The 14,363-nt window shown below is 69.8% G+C and carries 16 protein-coding genes; 11 read left to right on the top strand and 5 right to left on the bottom strand.

The window, feature by feature from the left end:
• Positions 1-8 precede the first annotated feature (8 nt).
• From EXE59_RS16340 to aroQ, 3 genes are read left to right on the top strand one after another with little or no spacing between them, the layout of a single operon-like run.
• A complete protein-coding gene (locus EXE59_RS16340) occupies positions 9-701 on the top strand; it encodes an HD domain-containing protein (RefSeq protein WP_210429038.1) in 693 nt (230 codons plus the stop codon).
• Complete coding sequence (locus EXE59_RS16345) at positions 698-2,200, top strand: aldehyde dehydrogenase family protein (RefSeq protein ID WP_135839852.1); 1,503 nt, start codon at positions 698-700, stop codon at positions 2,198-2,200. Before EXE59_RS16340 ends, EXE59_RS16345 begins: the two co-directional genes overlap by 4 nt.
• Positions 2,193-2,633, top strand: coding sequence for a type II 3-dehydroquinate dehydratase (gene aroQ, locus EXE59_RS16350; RefSeq protein WP_135839853.1), 441 nt, complete (start codon positions 2,193-2,195; stop codon positions 2,631-2,633). Before EXE59_RS16345 ends, aroQ begins: the two co-directional genes overlap by 8 nt.
• Before the next feature lie 16 nt (positions 2,634-2,649).
• On the opposite strand, the gene EXE59_RS25140 is transcribed toward aroQ, so the two are convergent.
• Positions 2,650-2,754: a helix-turn-helix domain-containing transcriptional regulator gene (locus tag EXE59_RS25140; protein WP_425464520.1), complete on the bottom strand. Its 105-nt coding sequence runs from the start codon at positions 2,752-2,754 to the stop codon at positions 2,650-2,652.
• 282 nt (positions 2,755-3,036) lie between these two features.
• A complete protein-coding gene (locus EXE59_RS16360) occupies positions 3,037-3,708 on the bottom strand; it encodes a TetR/AcrR family transcriptional regulator (protein ID WP_135839854.1) in 672 nt (223 codons plus the stop codon).
• A 99-nt stretch (positions 3,709-3,807) separates the two neighbouring features.
• Here EXE59_RS16360 and EXE59_RS16365 point away from each other — a divergent pair, with 99 nt between their 5' ends.
• The 5 genes from EXE59_RS16365 (at position 3,808) to EXE59_RS16380 (ending at position 8,052) form a co-directional block, all read left to right on the top strand.
• A complete protein-coding gene (locus EXE59_RS16365; RefSeq protein WP_135839855.1) occupies positions 3,808-4,938 on the top strand; it encodes a VOC family protein in 1,131 nt (376 codons plus the stop codon).
• Complete coding sequence (locus EXE59_RS16370; RefSeq protein WP_135839856.1) at positions 4,935-5,876, top strand: fumarylacetoacetate hydrolase family protein; 942 nt, start codon at positions 4,935-4,937, stop codon at positions 5,874-5,876. The genes EXE59_RS16365 and EXE59_RS16370 overlap by 4 nt, the downstream gene beginning before the upstream one ends.
• Entirely contained in the window at positions 5,873-7,462 is a 1,590-nt protein-coding gene (gene mhpA, locus EXE59_RS16375; protein ID WP_135839857.1) for a bifunctional 3-(3-hydroxy-phenyl)propionate/3-hydroxycinnamic acid hydroxylase MhpA, read from the top strand. The genes EXE59_RS16370 and mhpA overlap by 4 nt, the downstream gene beginning before the upstream one ends.
• On the top strand, positions 7,462-7,599 hold the full coding sequence (locus tag EXE59_RS23840; RefSeq protein ID WP_168218554.1) for a hypothetical protein: 138 nt from the start codon (positions 7,462-7,464) through the stop codon (positions 7,597-7,599). Before mhpA ends, EXE59_RS23840 begins: the two co-directional genes overlap by 1 nt.
• Positions 7,600-7,701: 102 nt before the next feature.
• Positions 7,702-8,052: a DoxX family protein gene (locus tag EXE59_RS16380; RefSeq protein WP_135839858.1), complete on the top strand. Its 351-nt coding sequence runs from the start codon at positions 7,702-7,704 to the stop codon at positions 8,050-8,052.
• A gap of 554 nt (positions 8,053-8,606) precedes the next feature.
• On the opposite strand, the gene EXE59_RS16385 is transcribed toward EXE59_RS16380, so the two are convergent.
• Complete coding sequence (locus EXE59_RS16385; RefSeq protein ID WP_135839859.1) at positions 8,607-9,368, bottom strand: DUF4386 domain-containing protein; 762 nt, start codon at positions 9,366-9,368, stop codon at positions 8,607-8,609.
• Positions 9,369-9,409: 41 nt separating this feature from the next.
• Positions 9,410-9,769, bottom strand: coding sequence for a hypothetical protein (locus EXE59_RS16390; protein ID WP_135839860.1), 360 nt, complete (start codon positions 9,767-9,769; stop codon positions 9,410-9,412).
• 183 nt (positions 9,770-9,952) lie between these two features.
• On the opposite strand from EXE59_RS16390, the gene EXE59_RS16395 reads away from it, so the two are divergent.
• The 3 genes from EXE59_RS16395 (at position 9,953) to EXE59_RS16405 (ending at position 13,737) form a co-directional block, all read left to right on the top strand.
• Entirely contained in the window at positions 9,953-12,793 is a 2,841-nt protein-coding gene (locus tag EXE59_RS16395) for a winged helix-turn-helix domain-containing protein (RefSeq protein ID WP_135839861.1), read from the top strand.
• Positions 12,794-12,998: 205 nt separating this feature from the next.
• Positions 12,999-13,238 carry a hypothetical protein gene (locus tag EXE59_RS16400; RefSeq protein WP_135839862.1) on the top strand — a complete coding sequence of 80 codons (240 nt, stop codon included), beginning with the start codon at positions 12,999-13,001 and terminating at the stop codon, positions 13,236-13,238.
• Between the two features lie 61 nt (positions 13,239-13,299).
• Positions 13,300-13,737, top strand: coding sequence for a hypothetical protein (locus tag EXE59_RS16405; protein WP_135839863.1), 438 nt, complete (start codon positions 13,300-13,302; stop codon positions 13,735-13,737).
• Between the two features lie 125 nt (positions 13,738-13,862).
• Here EXE59_RS16405 and EXE59_RS16410 read toward each other — a convergent pair whose 3' ends face one another.
• A complete protein-coding gene (locus tag EXE59_RS16410) occupies positions 13,863-14,207 on the bottom strand; it encodes a hypothetical protein (RefSeq protein WP_135839864.1) in 345 nt (114 codons plus the stop codon).
• Positions 14,208-14,363: the final 156 nt, after the last annotated feature.

Genomic DNA, 14,363 nt, shown 5'->3' on the forward strand with positions numbered 1-14,363 from the left:
GAACTCCCATGACGACCCAGTCCCTCCACCAGACCGGCGAGCTGACGAGCGAGCGTCCCGTACCCGCGTCCGGGCCGGTCGACGCCACTCCCATCTCGCTGACCCCTCCCGACGGCGACGACCTCGACCCGATCTGGAGGTCGGTCGTCACCGAGACCCGTACGCGCGGCAACGACATCCACCTGCCGATGTCGCTGGCCTACGCCGAGCGGCTGTGCACCGCGCACCACGAGGCCAACCGGCTGCTCGTGCGGGTCACCATCGCGCTCCACGACACCGGTTGGGGCCGGGTGGACGAGGATCGGATCCTCTCCGAGGGCTTCTCCGGCGACTGGCGCAAGGCGGAGATCCGCTTCGAGCACGAGCGGCAGGGCTGCCTCATCGCCCGCGAGGTGCTGCCGCCGCTGGGCTACGACGCGGACTTCGTCGAGGCGGTCTGCGCGATCATCGACGGCCACGACACCCGCCAGGAGGCGTACTCGCTCGAGGACGCCCTGGTCCGCGACGCGGACCGGCTGTGGCGCTTCGACCACGCCGGGATCGCGCTGGCGTCCGGCTGGTTCCGGATGGACCCGGCGGTCTACAGCGACCGGCTCGAGGCCGAGATCATCCCCGAGCTCATCACCGCTGCGGCGATCGAGATCGCGACCGCGGAGCTCGGCCGCTCGCGGGCACTGCTCAAGACGGCCGTGATCCGATGACGGCGACGAGCACCGTGGGCACCTCCCGCAACCACACGCCGCGATGGACCCATGCGGACGACGTCTACGTCGACGGCGTCTGGCGCGGCTCGACGTCGTCGGCGCGGATCCCGCAGGTCGACCCGGCCACGGGACTGGAGTGGGGCTCGGTCCCCGACGCGTCGGCCGAGGACGTCGACGCCGCGATGTCCGCCGCGGACCGGGCGTTCCGGTCCGGCGACTGGGCGACGAGCACACCGTCGGAGAGGGCTGGGCTGCTGCTGCGCGTCGCCGACGAGGTCGAGGCGCGCGCCGAGGAGATGGCGGTCACCAACACCCTCGAGAACGGCTCGCCCGTCAGCGAGACGAGGGGAGCCGCCGCCAACGCCGCCGGCATCCTCCGCCACGTCGCCGGGCTGGCGTCCTGGCTCGAGGACGACGACGTCCGCCCGTTCCCCGCCGGCGGTGCGGAGTCCGTCGTGCGCAGGGAGCCGCTGGGTCCCTGCGTGCTGATCGCGCCGTGGAACTTCCCGATCAACCTGATGGTCGTCAAGCTCGCGCCGGCCCTGCTGGCCGGCAACACGGTGGTGATGAAGCCGGCCCCCGGCACGTCGCTCTCGATCCGCTTCGTGGTCGAGGCGTGCGAGGCCGCCGGCCTGCCGCCGGGCGTCGTCAACCTCGTCACCGGCGGGGGAGAGGTGGGCGACCGCCTGGTGCGCCACCCCCTGACCGCCAAGGTCGCGTTCACCGGGTCGACGCCCGTCGGTCGCCGGATCGCGGCCGCCTGTGGGGAGCTGCTGCGCCCCGTGACGCTCGAGCTCGGCGGGAAGTCGTCCGCGATCGTGCTCGCGGACGCCGACCTGGAGCAGATGTCGTCGGTGCTGATCCGCAGCTGCCTGCGCAACACCGGCCAGACCTGCTACATCTCCACCCGCGTCCTGGCGCCGTCGGCGCGCTACGACGAGGTCGTCGACATGGTGACCCGCACCGTGGCCGCGGCGCCGCAGGGCGATCCGTTCGACGAGGCCACGGTCTTCGGCCCGATGGCGTCGCAAGCGCAGTTCGACGTGGTCCGCGACTTCCTCGACTCGGCGCGTGCCGAGGGAGCCCGCGTCACCACCGGCGGCGGCCCCGTCGACACCGACTCGGGGTGGTTCATCGAACCCACCGTCCTCGCCGACGTCACCCCCGACATGCGGGTCGCACGGGAGGAGATCTTCGGGCCGGTGGTCAGCATCCTGCGCTACGACGACGTCGACGAGGCGGTCGCGCTGGCCAACGACACCTCCTTCGGCCTCGGCGGGCTCGTGTTCTCCACCGATCCCGAGGCGGCGCTGGCCGTCGCCGAGCGGATGGACACCGGCTCGGTCGGCCTCAACTTCTTCGCGTCCAACCACGACGCTCCGTTCGGTGGCCGGCACGACTCCGGGCTCGGTGTCGAGTACGGCATCGAGGGCCTGTCGCAGTACGTCGCCTACAAGACGATCCACCGCCCACGCGATACTGGGGCGCGTGAGTAGCTCCGTGCTGGTCCTCAACGGACCCAACCTCAACCTGCTCGGCCGTCGCGACCCCGAGGTCTACGGGACCGCGACCCTCGCCGACGTCGAGGCGCTGTGCGTGGCGGAGGGGGAGCGTCTCGGTCTCCGGGTGGAGTGCCGGCAGAGCAACCACGAGGGCGTGCTCATCGACTGGATCCACGAGGCCTTCGAGTCCGGCGCGGCGGTCGTCGGCAACTTCGGTGCGTACACCCACACGTCCATCGCGATCATGGACGCACTCGTGGTCCTCACCGCACCGGTGGTCGAGGTGCACATCTCCGACATCCACGCGCGCGAGGAGTTCCGTCACCTGTCCTACGTGGGCAAGGTGGCCGATGCTGCCGTCATCGGCAAGGGCGTCGACGGGTACGCCGAGGCGTTGCGCGAGGTCGCCCGGCTGCTGGAGGGCTGAGCCGAGCCAGGGCCGGTCACGACGTCGGGTTGCCTTCGGCGGAGAGTGCCTTGTCGAGCCCGTCGCGGCTCATCCCGACGCGACGGGCGAGCTCGCTCATGTTCTGCGAACGGGCAATCACGCCAGCACGAGGGACCGCAAGGGGTCCTCGCCGGACGCCTCGAGCGTGATCGCGAGGTAGTTCGCGACGCCTTCGAGATCGTCGAGGTAGTCGGCGACTCCAGCCCGAGGGCCCAGGTCGCTCGAACCACGTCATGGCGCGGCCGACGTCGCCCTTGTCCACGTGCTGTCGGGGTCGTCCCGCCACGCCTCTTCGTCGAGAGCCAGGTCGGCGATACGCCGGAGGGCGGGGGAGGAGCGCACGAGGTGTGCGTCGAAGACTCCGAACTCCGACAGCGCGTAGCTACGCTGCGGAACCGGCGAGGCCAGCCAGATCGAGGTCGGGCAACGGGTGCGAGCAGACCTGTTCGGCTTGCTCGGCTGAGAGCCCGAATGTGCGCAACAGGTCACGGGCGATCTGGTCCGCGGCCTGCGCGTCGTCACGTTCGGGGTGGTCGTGCAGGAACTGCCCCAGCGCGATGATGGATCCAGCGGCCATCACGAGCGCCAGATCGGCGTCCGAGACGGTGAACCGGCCGCTGTCGATTCCGGCCTGGATGTCGCGTCTGGCGCGTGGGGCGAGGCCGTCCGGGGAGCTGAGCAGGTCCAGCCCGGAGCTGAGCAGCACGCGGCTGAGCTCAGGGGCGCGCCGGTGCAGCCGACCGGTCAGCCGAAAGCTGGTCGCGAACGTGAGGGCCGGGTCGTCGAGTCCCTCGGTGAGCCGGTCGAGAACCGCACCGTGCAGGTCGAGTACCTCGGCGACGGCTGCGGCGAACAGCGCTTCCTTCGACTCGAAGTGGTTGTAGAACGAGCCCATCCCCACGTCGGCCAGCTGGGTGATCTCGAGGATCGGCACGTTGCTCTGACCGTCGGCGAGCAACGTCTGCGCAGCGCGGATCAGCGCTGCACGGGTGCGTGCCTTGCGTCGCTCGCTGCGTCCCGGTGTGGCTTTCGCGGCCTCGTCATGCTCTGCCATGGGTGCAGGTTAGCGCAGTTCTGACGATTTCGTCAGAAACACTTGACTGAGGTTTTCGACATGGATGACGATATCGTCAGATACGCAAGGAGGCGTCGGATGAGTCACCGTGGCACCCACAGCGACCTGCACAGTGAGCAGGGGGCTCTTGCCGGTGAGCACCCCGGACGGGCTGCCAACCCGGTGATCAAGGTTCACGACATCGCTTGGCTGGAGTTCCAGAAGCCCGATCTCGCAAAGTCGCAGATCTTCGCTCACGCGTTCGGTTTCACCACGACACTGCAGACCGCCGACGAGCTCCACCTGCGCGGCTCCGATGCCTCCGCACCGTGCGTGATCATCCGCAAGGGCCTACGCGAGACGTACCTCGGTGCTGCGTTCACGGCCGCCGACGCCTCCGACGTACTCCGGCTGGCCGGGGCGACCGGATCCCATGCCGGAAAGCTGCCCGAGGCTCTGGGTGGGATCGGCGTCGCGCTCCGCGACCCGAGCGGCGCGCTGGTCCGGGTCGTGGCCGACACCCACGTGCTGCCGGCCCTGCCCGCGCAGGCTCCCCATACCCACAACGCGGGGCACGACGTCGTACGCACGAACGTGATGCAGCGGCCGCCGCGCGAACCGGCGAATGTGCAGCGCCTGGGCCATGTCGTCCTGCAGTCGACGAAGTACGTCGAGACACTGAACTGGTACCTCGAGCACCTCGGCCTGATCGTCAGCGACTTCAAGTACTTCGACGGACAGCGCGATCGCGGACCCACGATGAGCTTCATCCGGTGCGACCGTGGGAGAACGCCGACGGACCACCACACGCTGGCGATGACCCTCGGACCTCGCAACCGCTACGTGCACTCGGCGTACCAGGTGGCTGACCTGGACGCGCTGGCAGCCGGTGGCGAGTACCTCCTCGACCACGGCTACCACCGGTCGTGGGGAATCGGCCGGCACATCGAGGGCAGCCAGATCTTCGACTACTGGCGAGACCCGGACGGCTTCCTGGTCGAGCACTTCACCGACGGCGACATGTTCGACTGCACCCTCGAGCCCGGGTGGTCGCCGATGACCGCCTCCGGCCTGGCGCAGTGGGGCCCGCCGGCCACGAACGACTTCCTGGGAATCTCGCCGAGCCGCGAGTCCCTCCGCGAGCTGACCTCGATGGTCAGCGCGCTTCGCGCCGACAACGAGTTCGACCTCGCCCGCCTCCGCGGCCTTCTGAAAGTAGCCAGCTCATGAGCATCACGATCCTGCGCACCGTCGACGCCTGGTGGACGAGCACCCCCTCCGGAGCCGTCCCCATCGACACCGACGCCGCTACGACCGGCGAGCTCCTCGCCGCGCCCGAGCGGATCGAGGGTGCCCGGGCTGGCGCGGTCGTCGTGCCCGTCGAGAGCCTCGAACTGGTCTCGCCGGTGACCGCGCCCTGCCGCGTGGTGGCCCAGATGACGAACTTCGGCAGTCACGTCAGGGACGCCGGCATGGACCCGGCCTCGATCCCGCTGACGTTCTTCCGCAAGACCTCGGGCTCCATCAGCGGTCCGTACGACGACGTGATCTGCCCCGAGCGCGTGCGGTTCCTCGACTACGAGGTCGAGATCGGGATCGTCATCGCCCGCGAGCTCCCGGTCGGCACTGAGATCACCCAGGACAACTGGACGTCGTACGTCGCCGGCCTGGTCGTCACCAACGACGTCTCCGCGCGCGACCTCCAGCTGCCCAAGACCCAGTTCTTCGAGGCGAAGTCCTACCCAACCTTCACCCCGGTCGGCCCCGCGCTGGTGCTCCTCGACGAGGACGAGCTCAAGCGTTTCGCCGACCTGCGTCTGCGGCTGTGGGTCAACGGCGACCTCCGCCAGGACATGACCGTCGGCGAGGACATGATCTACTCGCCGCTCGAGGCGCTCCAGGCGCTCAGCCGGTTCCAGCGGCTCGAACCAGGTGACCTGCTCCTGACGGGTACGCCGGTCGGCACAGCGCTGAGCGCCCCACCCAGGCCGGTCGAGATCATCGGCAACCTCCTGCCGGCCGCCACCAAGTGGAAGCTGTTCTTCAAGCGGCAGGCGGGCAACCCGAAGTACCTCCACGACGGCGACGTCGTCGAGCTGGCCATCGCCACCGACGACGGCGCGATCGACCTCGGCCGCCAGCGCACGGTGGTCAGGAGCGCTCGATGACCGTGCTCCTCCGGGCTCAGGCCGCTGCGGCCGGCGGCCAGTGGCCCGTGGTCGTCGTCGGCGCCGGGCCCAGCGGAGTCACCGCCGCCACCCTGCTGGCCCAGTACGGCGTACGCTGCCTGCTTCTCGACCGCTGGAACGGTGTCTATCCTCAGCCCCGCGCCGTGCATCTGGACGACGAGGTCTACCGCATCCTCGACCGCCTCGGTGTCGCCAAGCAGTTCTCCGCGATCTCCAGGCCGTCTGAAGGGCTGCGGCTGCTCGACCGGCAACACGAGGTCTTGGCCGAGTTCAGGCGCAGCCACGCTGACGGCGTACACGGCTATCCGCAGGCCAACATGTTCGACCAGCCCGAGCTCGAGCAGCTGCTGCGCGACGAGCTCGAGCGCCATTCGGCGGTCACCCTCCTCGGTGACGCCGAGGTCACCGAGGTCTCCCAGGACGGGCACGGCCGCGTGCGGGTCGACTTCACCGACCGGCGCACCGGCGCGCACGAGTCGGTGCTGGCGACGTATGTCCTGGGCTGCGACGGCGCCAACAGCGTTGTCCGGTCCTCCATCCACGCGCGGATGCGCGACCTGCGCTTCGAACAGCGCTGGCTGGTCGTCGACATCGCGACCGATGTCGACCTCGACCAGTGGGAGGGCGTCCACCAGGTCTGCGACCCGCGCCGCGCCGCGACGTACATGCGGATCGGCCTGGCCCGCTACCGCTGGGAGTTCCAGCTGTGCGAGGGAGAGACCGCCGCAGACTTCGGTTCTGTTCAGGACGTGGCACCGCTGATCGAGCCGTGGACCGCAAGCGTCGCGCTGACCGACCTCGAGCTGGTGCGGGTGGCGGAGTACACCTTCCGCGCCCAGATCTCCGACCGCTGGCGCGACCGCAACGTCTTCCTGCTCGGCGACGCCGCACACCTCACGCCGCCGTTCATCGGGCAGGGCATGGGAGCCGGCCTCCGCGACGCCGCGAACCTGTCCTGGAAGCTGGCCGGCGTCCTGGCCGGAGACCTTCCGGCCGATGCGCTGGACACCTACGAGGCCGAGCGGCTGCCGCACGCCCGGTTCGTCATCCGGCTGGCCAAGCTGGTCGGTGTCGCGATGACCCGCGGCGGCCGAGCCGGCAACCTGATGCGCCGGCTGCTGGCGCCCCGGGTCCACCAGATTCCCGGGATCCGCGCCCGGGTGCTCGACAGCGAGACCGCTCTGCTGCGGCGCTCCAGCCTCGTCCTCCGGCCACGCGTCAGTCGCTCGCTGGTGGGACGTCTCTGCCCGAACGCCGTGCTCGCGGACGACCGGCGTCTCGACGACGTGGCCGGCCGCGGGTTCGCCGTCGTCGTGGCTGCCGAGCCCACAGCGACGCAGGCGTCGTCGATCCGGCGCCGAGGTGCGGTGACCGTCGTCGCCGAACCTGGCACCGAGCTGGGCGACTGGCTCTCCCGAGGGCGGGCGCGGGCCGCGGTCGTGCGGCCGGACCGCACCGTTCTGTACGCCACCCGCGACCTGGACGCCGCGATCCGGGCGCTGCCCGGGTTCCAAGCGACGGCGGCGGCTGCCCACGCCGGTCCCCGAGCCACCGAGGCGAGCTGATGGTCACGCGCTTCGGCGACCGAAACCCCGTCATCGTCGGCGCGATCGGCCTGGTGGTGCTCGCGCTAGCAGAGGTTCCGGTCGGCCGCGTGCGAGTGATGACCCGACAGCCAGATCCCCGCTTGACCGTGCTCTGAGCCACGCGGCCCGCCGAACTGGCCGCCGCCACCGTCACAGACACGCACTCGCCCCTACCGCACCCCGTCGTCCCAAGGACGAGCCAACCAGGAAGGACCCTCATGAACGCGACTCCCATCCTGGCCGCGACCCTCGCGGCCGTCTTCGTCGCATTCGGCACGGCCAAGCTGCTCGCTTTCCCATCGATGCAGACAAGAGCCGCCCACGTCGGATTCAGTGTCGGCGCCTACCGACGAATCGGGGCCCTGGAAGTGGCTGGCGCCATCGGTCTACTCGTCGGTGCGGCTGCGCCCCTCCTGCGCATGCTCGCCGCCCTGGGCCTCCTGCTCCTGCTCGCCGGCGCGATCGTCACGCATCTGCGCAACAAGGACGGCATCAAGGGAGCTGCGCCGGCTCTGGTCCTCGCGACCGTGCTTGCCCTTCTCCTGACAATCGAGGTTCAGGGCCTGTGATGAAGGGTTGATCGACGCGGATCTCCCGGACGACTTCTGGCGCGACATCGCCGCTGCGACCAGCATCCTGCCCCGCGCGGGAGGCGCCCCAACCCGGGAGGCTCCCATCCCCGACCCCAAGCTGCCCGTCTCGGTGGTCAGATGCATGACATCTGACCTTCGGCTCGCCGCGCGGGCCGCGCTGGGGCCGCACCCGGAGTCAGAACCAACGAAGAACGACCCCTGACCGTGGAAGACGTTGAAAGGTGTCTTCGCAGGTCAGGGTCGTTTTCAGGCACCCAGCCGGTAGGCGTCACCCACGTGGGACTAGATGTCGTAGTACACCTAGAGCCATCGTGAATCGCCTACTCGGTTGGTGCATTTCCGCAGGTCAAACGGGGGATGACGACGTTACGCCCGACCTGGGAGGGCGTCCAGTAGGTGCCTGGTGGGTGCCTGCTTGGGGGAAATTCGGGGGAACTCGCCATCAGGGTCAGCTCCCACCCCGGCAGAACCGGCGGGACCCGGTCGGCGTATGGCCGCTACCTCTCGGGTGGAGGCGCTCGATGCGCGGTTCACACGGACGCTTGATCACCGGCGCAGAGGCGGCGGACGGCGTCGGCCTTGAACCCCCTTGCCGTGAGCCACACGCCCAAGGATGCCTCCCAGGCGAAGATCGGCAGAGTCGCCAGAGCTGTCCACACCGACCCCGGCTCGTTGACGCCGACGACGGTGGCTGCGCCTGCCACGAGGAACAGCGGGGCGCCGAGGAGCCCGATGGCGGGGATGGCACGCGGGACGAGACCGGACCGGTACATCACGTAGCCGAGCAGGACGGCGTTGATACCGGGCATCACGCCGGGGCCCAGGATGAACGTCCAGTCGTGCGCTGCAACGAGCGCCTCCGAGGTGACCAGTCGGGCGGCGGCATCGGCGCCGGACGCCGACGGCTGCCTCAGGGTGACGACGGACAGCATCGCGACGACACCGGTGATGATGAGGGACGCCTCGAACACGCGGGCGGTCACGAAGCCGAGCGCTGCGCCTTCGTGCTGGCGCCGAACGACGGGAAACAGCACGACGGCGGTGCCGATGCAGGCGAGCGCGGTGATGACCTCGAGCAGGCCGCCCCACATGACGCGGGTGTCGGCACCGGCGCCGAGGACGTAGTCCGCGTTGTTGAGAACCGGGGCGTAGCTGACGAACTGGGCAGGAATGGAAGCGACGATGGTGATGAGGTACATGACGCCGGCCGTCGTCGCGACGCCACGGAAGGGCGCACGAGGGGGCTGGAACGTGGGCGGCCGGGTGTGATCGGGGGTGTTGCTGGTCTGCATGACGATGCCTTCCAGGTGGGGGCTGCTGGGTGGGTCGGAAATCAGCCAAAGGGAGCGGGTGACCACGCGACGAGGGGAGGCCGGACGGAGTCCGGGGATTGCGCCTGTTTGGGGTTGAGCGCCGGGTCAGACGGCGACCACGGGTGCTCCGCGGTCTGCCTTGAGGGTCTTGCGGACGCCGAGCCCCACATGGTGGTGACGATCCCGAACAGCACCACGTAGATCATGTGGCCGGACTCGAAGGATGGCGGCGCGTCCGCGGGCAGGTTGAGAACGTCGTGCAACCAGGCGAACGCGCCCAAGACGAGACCGGCGGTCCACGGAGTGGCGAAGGGGACGGTGACGGCGACGTCGTAGACGGCGCCGGCTCGCCCGGCCGGAACGAGGCTCAGAGATCGCATGGGTCCAGGTCTTTCCAGATGCGGCGAATTGCTTGGAACGTAGGTCGCGACGTGGTGACCGAGCGTCACCACATGTTGTGACCGACGATGTGACCGCGCGGTCCCCTTCTCGCGTCGGACCGCTGCGAGCCTGGGTGCCATCGAGCGGCGCTGGTACGGCTCAGCTGCACCTACACTCGCGTCGTGGCGACGCCGGTGCTGGCTACGAAGTTGCACGCACCCGCCCTGCGGGAGCGCGTGGTGGCACGCGCCCGCCTGACGGAGGCGCTCGACACGCTGGTACAGCCCGGTCAGCGGCTGGGCCTGGTGTCGGCCCCGGCGGGCTTCGGGAAGACCACGCTGGTGAGTGGCTGGACCGCCGCCGTCGACCAGGACCCGCAACGGTCGATTGCGGTGGCCTGGCTGTCCCTCGATGAGGCGGACAACGACCTGAACCGCTGGACGGCGCACCTGTTCGCCGCCCTGGAACGGGCAGACATGCCCATCGACAGCGCGGTCCGCGTGGCAGGTACCGGCGCGATCGACGTAGCCGCAGCGACCGGCCTGCTGACGGCTCTGGTGAACCACATCGCCCACGCGGTCGAGGTCGCGGCCGTGGAGGTGACGCATCGCTGGCTGGTCGTCCTGGACGACTACCACGTCATCAACTCCCCAGACGTGCACGCGACCGTCACCTACCTCCTCGACCACGCGCCGGAACAGCTGCGCGTGCTGATCACCACCAGGTCCGACCCGCCACTGCCGCTAGCCCGGCTGCGGAGCCGCGCACAGCTCACCGAGCTGCGTGCCAACGACCTGCGGTTCACGGCCCAGGAGGCCAGCGACTTCCTCAACGAGGTGATGGGTCTCGACCTGCCCCCGGAAGACGTCGAGGCGCTCGACGACCGCACAGAGGGATGGGCCGCAGGCCTCCAGCTGGCTGGGCTCTCACTCCGCGGCCGCGCGAGCCGCGGTGACGTCTCGGCATTCATCGAGGCGTTCACCGGCAGCAACCGATTCGTCGTGGACTACCTCGCCGACGAAGTCCTCGCCCAACAACCGGCCGAGGTACGCGATTTCCTGCTACGCACCTCCGTGCTGGACCGCCTCACCGGCAGCCTGTGCGCGGCCGTCACCGGTCAGCCCGACAGCGGAGCGCTGCTCGAGCGACTCGACCGGGACAACCTCTTCGTCGTGCCGCTCGACGACGACCGTGCCTGGTACCGGTACCACCACCTGTTCGCCGACGTCCTGCGCGCCCGCCTCCTCGCAGGGGACCCGGACGCCGTGAACCAGTTGCACCGCGACGCCTCCGACTGGTACGCCGCACACGGCTCGCACGAGGACGCCATCCGCCACGCCTTCGCGGCCAACGACTTCAACCGCGCCGGACGGCTCGTCGAAGCGGCTCTGTTCCAGACGCGCCAGCAACGACGTGACGCGCTGCTGCTCACCTGGATGCGGGCGTTGCCCGAGGACGTGGTACGGCCGAATCCGGTGCTGAGCATGTGTGCAGGGTGGGCGGCGATGGTCGCCGGCGACCTGCAAGCGGTCGAGCGGCACCTCGACGACGCTGACCGAGCACTGGTCGCTGCCGCCGAGAACCCAGCGGTGGCGACCGCATGGGTAGACACCGAGGACCTACGCTCAGCTCCGGCAGGAGTCCACATGTACCGGGCGGCTCTCGCCCAGGCGCGCGGTGACAGCGAGGGGACGGCCGAACATGCGCGCGCCGCGCTCACCCTCGCCGGCCCCGAGCACCACTTCATCCGCGCTGGCGGTGCCGGCTTCCTCGGGCTCGCCGCCTGGGCCCGCGGCGACATCGCAGAGGCGCTGCCCACGTTCGAGCAGTGCATCGCCGAGTTGCGAGCGGCCGGCAACCACGTCGATGCTCTGGACGCGACCATCGTGCTCGCCGGCATGTGGGTCACGGCAGGGCGGCCCTCGCAGGCACGGGCGGTGTGTGAGCAGGCGCTGGTCACGGCCACAGCGCACGGCGAACCCTATCCGCGAGCGACAGCCGACCTGCACACGTGGCTCGCAGACCTCGCCCTGGGCCGCAACGACCTCGCCGAGGCCGAGGACGAATTGGGCACGGCCGCGGCGCTGGCCGAGCGCGCCAGCATCACCGAGAACCAGCACCGCTGGCCGACGGTCGCGGCAGGCTTGCGCGCCGCCCGCGGCGACTACGGCCAAGCGCTACAACTCCTGGACGACGCGGCACGCCTGTACCGCGCCGGGTTCTACCCGGACCTGCGCCCGCTCGCTGCCACGAAGGCCCGGGTCCACCTCGCTCGGGGGCGCCTCGAGGCCGCCCTCGCCTGGGTGGCGACGAGCGGGGTGGGGCTGGACGACCATCCCGAGTTCGCCCGGGAGTACGCACACCTCACGCTCGCGCGAGTTCACCTCGCCCTGCACCGCACACACCAGACCCGCACCCCGAACGCCCCCACCCCTGGGGCCAGGAACGTTGACCTGGACGGCGTCCTCGCGCTGCTGGACCGGCTGGAGGCCGCCGCGACAGCCGACGCACGACACGGCTCGGCCCTCGAGGTTCGACTCCTTCAGGCCCTCACGCTCCACGCGCTCGGTGGGGAAGCCTCCGCCGCCAAGAAGCTGGCGTCCGCGGTAGCCGCGGTGCCTGAGGTCGACGCGTTCGCCCGCCTGTTCCTCGACGAAGGAGACGCGCTGGTCGCGCTGCTCGAGCAGGCGCCTCGCCTCGCACGCAGCGCTGACGCGGACGTGCTGACTTCGCTCAGGCGACGCGTTCTTGCGCAGGACGCCGCCGGACAGGACCCCGAGCGCCCCGCGACCGAGCGCCGTGGCAGCAGCGCCGTGCCGTACGTCCTTGCAGATCCGCTCAGTGAGCGTGAGGTGGAGGTGCTCAGACTGCTTGCCAGTGAGCTGACCGGACCCGAGATCGCCCGCCACCTGTTCATCTCGCTGAACACGCTCCGCACCCACACCAGGCGGATCTACACCAAGCTGGACGCCACCAACCGCGCGGCCGCCGTACGCCGAGGACGCGAGCTGGACCTGCTGTAGCCGCCCGCTCTGCCACCGCATCAGCACCCCTGGCACCACGGCGAGAAGCAAGGGTCACATCGCCAGTCACCACATGTGGTGACGTCTGATCCCCAGAACGCGCCATAGCTTCCGAAACGTCTCCGAGACACCAGCCACGGAGCCACTCACCAGGAGCCTGGTCGACCATCATCACGCCGGCTCCACAAGCAACGGGAGCCGGTTCATGAACCACCCGCCTCGGGGACGAGAACCCATCCGGTACGAGATCCGCATCCTCGGCCACCTCGACGCCTACTGGTCCAACTGGTTCACCGGCCTGACCCTCACCCAGGAGGAGGACGGCACCACCTCCCTGCGTGGAGCGGTCGCCGACCAGGCAGAACTGCACGGCCTCCTCGCAAAGATCCGCGACCTCGGCGCGACCCTCCTCTCGGTCACACCCGTCGATACCACCGAGACGTGACTACCGATCGCGGCACACCCGTGGCTGCGCCGCAACCACCTCACAGCCCCAGGAGAGCAACATGAGCACTGTCACCGCAACACCCAAGCCGACCGTTCGCAACGAGCTGTCCCTGGCGCGGATCAACCTGATGCGCGCCGGCTACGCCTTCATGGCCGTAGGGCTCGCGCTCGTCAAGTGGCCCCAGCTGCCAGAAGCGCGGACGTTGCCCCTCTTCGAGGGCACCACCCTCGCGCTGCTGACCGCGATGTCGCTCCTCGCCATCCTGGGGCTGCGCTACCCCGTCAAGCTGCTCCCGCTGCTCCTGTTCGAGACCACCTGGAAGCTCCTGTGGCTCGCCCTGGTGGCCCTCCCCGTCGCTGTCAACGGAGACATGGGCGCCGCCATGAGCCAGGTCGCGTTCAACTGCACCTTCGTCGTCTTCATCATCGCTGCCACCCCGTGGCGCTACGTCTGGTCGCAGTACGTCCGCGCCGACGGGGACGGGTGGCGACGCTGATCTGCCGGCTGCCCGAGACGGTCATTTGGCGGGCGCACACCACCCGCCTTCTGCTCCGCCCGGGATGCCGGCCGACGTGGAAGCCACTCGACAGTTCGGCCGACTCCCCGAGGTCAGCCGCTTGCTCACCCAGGAATCGCTCCCTCGAGGAGTGCCGACCGCAGTTCTCGGAACCGGACATCTTGGCCAAGACGCTCGTCATCGAACTCGACAAGCACGTCGTCGGCGGTCTCGTGCTCGACGTCAAACGCATCGACATGCGCCGCGAGGCCTACAACGTCCGTGAGTCTCCACCGCTCGGGCGACTGGCGCGACGGCATGGTGTGCGGCCTCCTTGCCGAGGAGCAACGCGCCATGCTGTTGGCGCCGCGGTCGCGTCTGACGGCGCCAGCACCAGGCGTTGTGAAGCACGCCCTCGAACACCTTCCGCCGATGCCACGGGGGGTGCGCGTGTCGTCGTCCTCGCCCATGACGGTTCCTAGGACCTCCCAGACGCGTCGCCGGCCAGCAGGACCCGGTCTCCACGGTGTGCCGGCGTCGATGCGCTGCTCGACGTGCAGACCCGCCCGCGCGGCCGTCCGTCGCGCCAGCAACCTCGGCATCCTCTGACGCCCGCCCCCACCTGA

The organism is Nocardioides eburneiflavus, from assembly GCF_004785795.1.
GTDB lineage: Bacteria > Actinomycetota > Actinomycetes > Propionibacteriales > Nocardioidaceae > Nocardioides > Nocardioides eburneiflavus.

What these genes read in the sequence shown, in the direction of transcription:
- EXE59_RS16360 (WP_135839854.1), bottom strand. Translation starts at nt 3,708, where the DNA reads ATGGCAGAGCATGACGAGGCCGCGAAAGCCACACCGGGACGCAGCGAG.
- EXE59_RS16390 (WP_135839860.1), bottom strand. Translation starts at nt 9,769, where the DNA reads ATGCGATCTCTGAGCCTCGTTCCGGCCGGGCGAGCCGGCGCCGTCTAC.
- EXE59_RS16400 (WP_135839862.1), top strand. Translation starts at nt 12,999, where the DNA reads ATGAACCACCCGCCTCGGGGACGAGAACCCATCCGGTACGAGATCCGC.
- EXE59_RS16385 (WP_135839859.1), bottom strand. Translation starts at nt 9,368, where the DNA reads ATGCAGACCAGCAACACCCCCGATCACACCCGGCCGCCCACGTTCCAG.
- EXE59_RS16340 (WP_210429038.1), top strand. Translation starts at nt 9, where the DNA reads ATGACGACCCAGTCCCTCCACCAGACCGGCGAGCTGACGAGCGAGCGT.
- EXE59_RS23840 (WP_168218554.1), top strand. Translation starts at nt 7,462, where the DNA reads ATGGTCACGCGCTTCGGCGACCGAAACCCCGTCATCGTCGGCGCGATC.
- EXE59_RS16370 (WP_135839856.1), top strand. Translation starts at nt 4,935, where the DNA reads ATGAGCATCACGATCCTGCGCACCGTCGACGCCTGGTGGACGAGCACC.
- EXE59_RS16380 (WP_135839858.1), top strand. Translation starts at nt 7,702, where the DNA reads ATGAACGCGACTCCCATCCTGGCCGCGACCCTCGCGGCCGTCTTCGTC.
- EXE59_RS16410 (WP_135839864.1), bottom strand. Translation starts at nt 14,207, where the DNA reads ATGGGCGAGGACGACGACACGCGCACCCCCCGTGGCATCGGCGGAAGG.
- EXE59_RS16405 (WP_135839863.1), top strand. Translation starts at nt 13,300, where the DNA reads ATGAGCACTGTCACCGCAACACCCAAGCCGACCGTTCGCAACGAGCTG.
- mhpA (WP_135839857.1), top strand. Translation starts at nt 5,873, where the DNA reads ATGACCGTGCTCCTCCGGGCTCAGGCCGCTGCGGCCGGCGGCCAGTGG.
- EXE59_RS16345 (WP_135839852.1), top strand. Translation starts at nt 698, where the DNA reads ATGACGGCGACGAGCACCGTGGGCACCTCCCGCAACCACACGCCGCGA.
- EXE59_RS16365 (WP_135839855.1), top strand. Translation starts at nt 3,808, where the DNA reads ATGAGTCACCGTGGCACCCACAGCGACCTGCACAGTGAGCAGGGGGCT.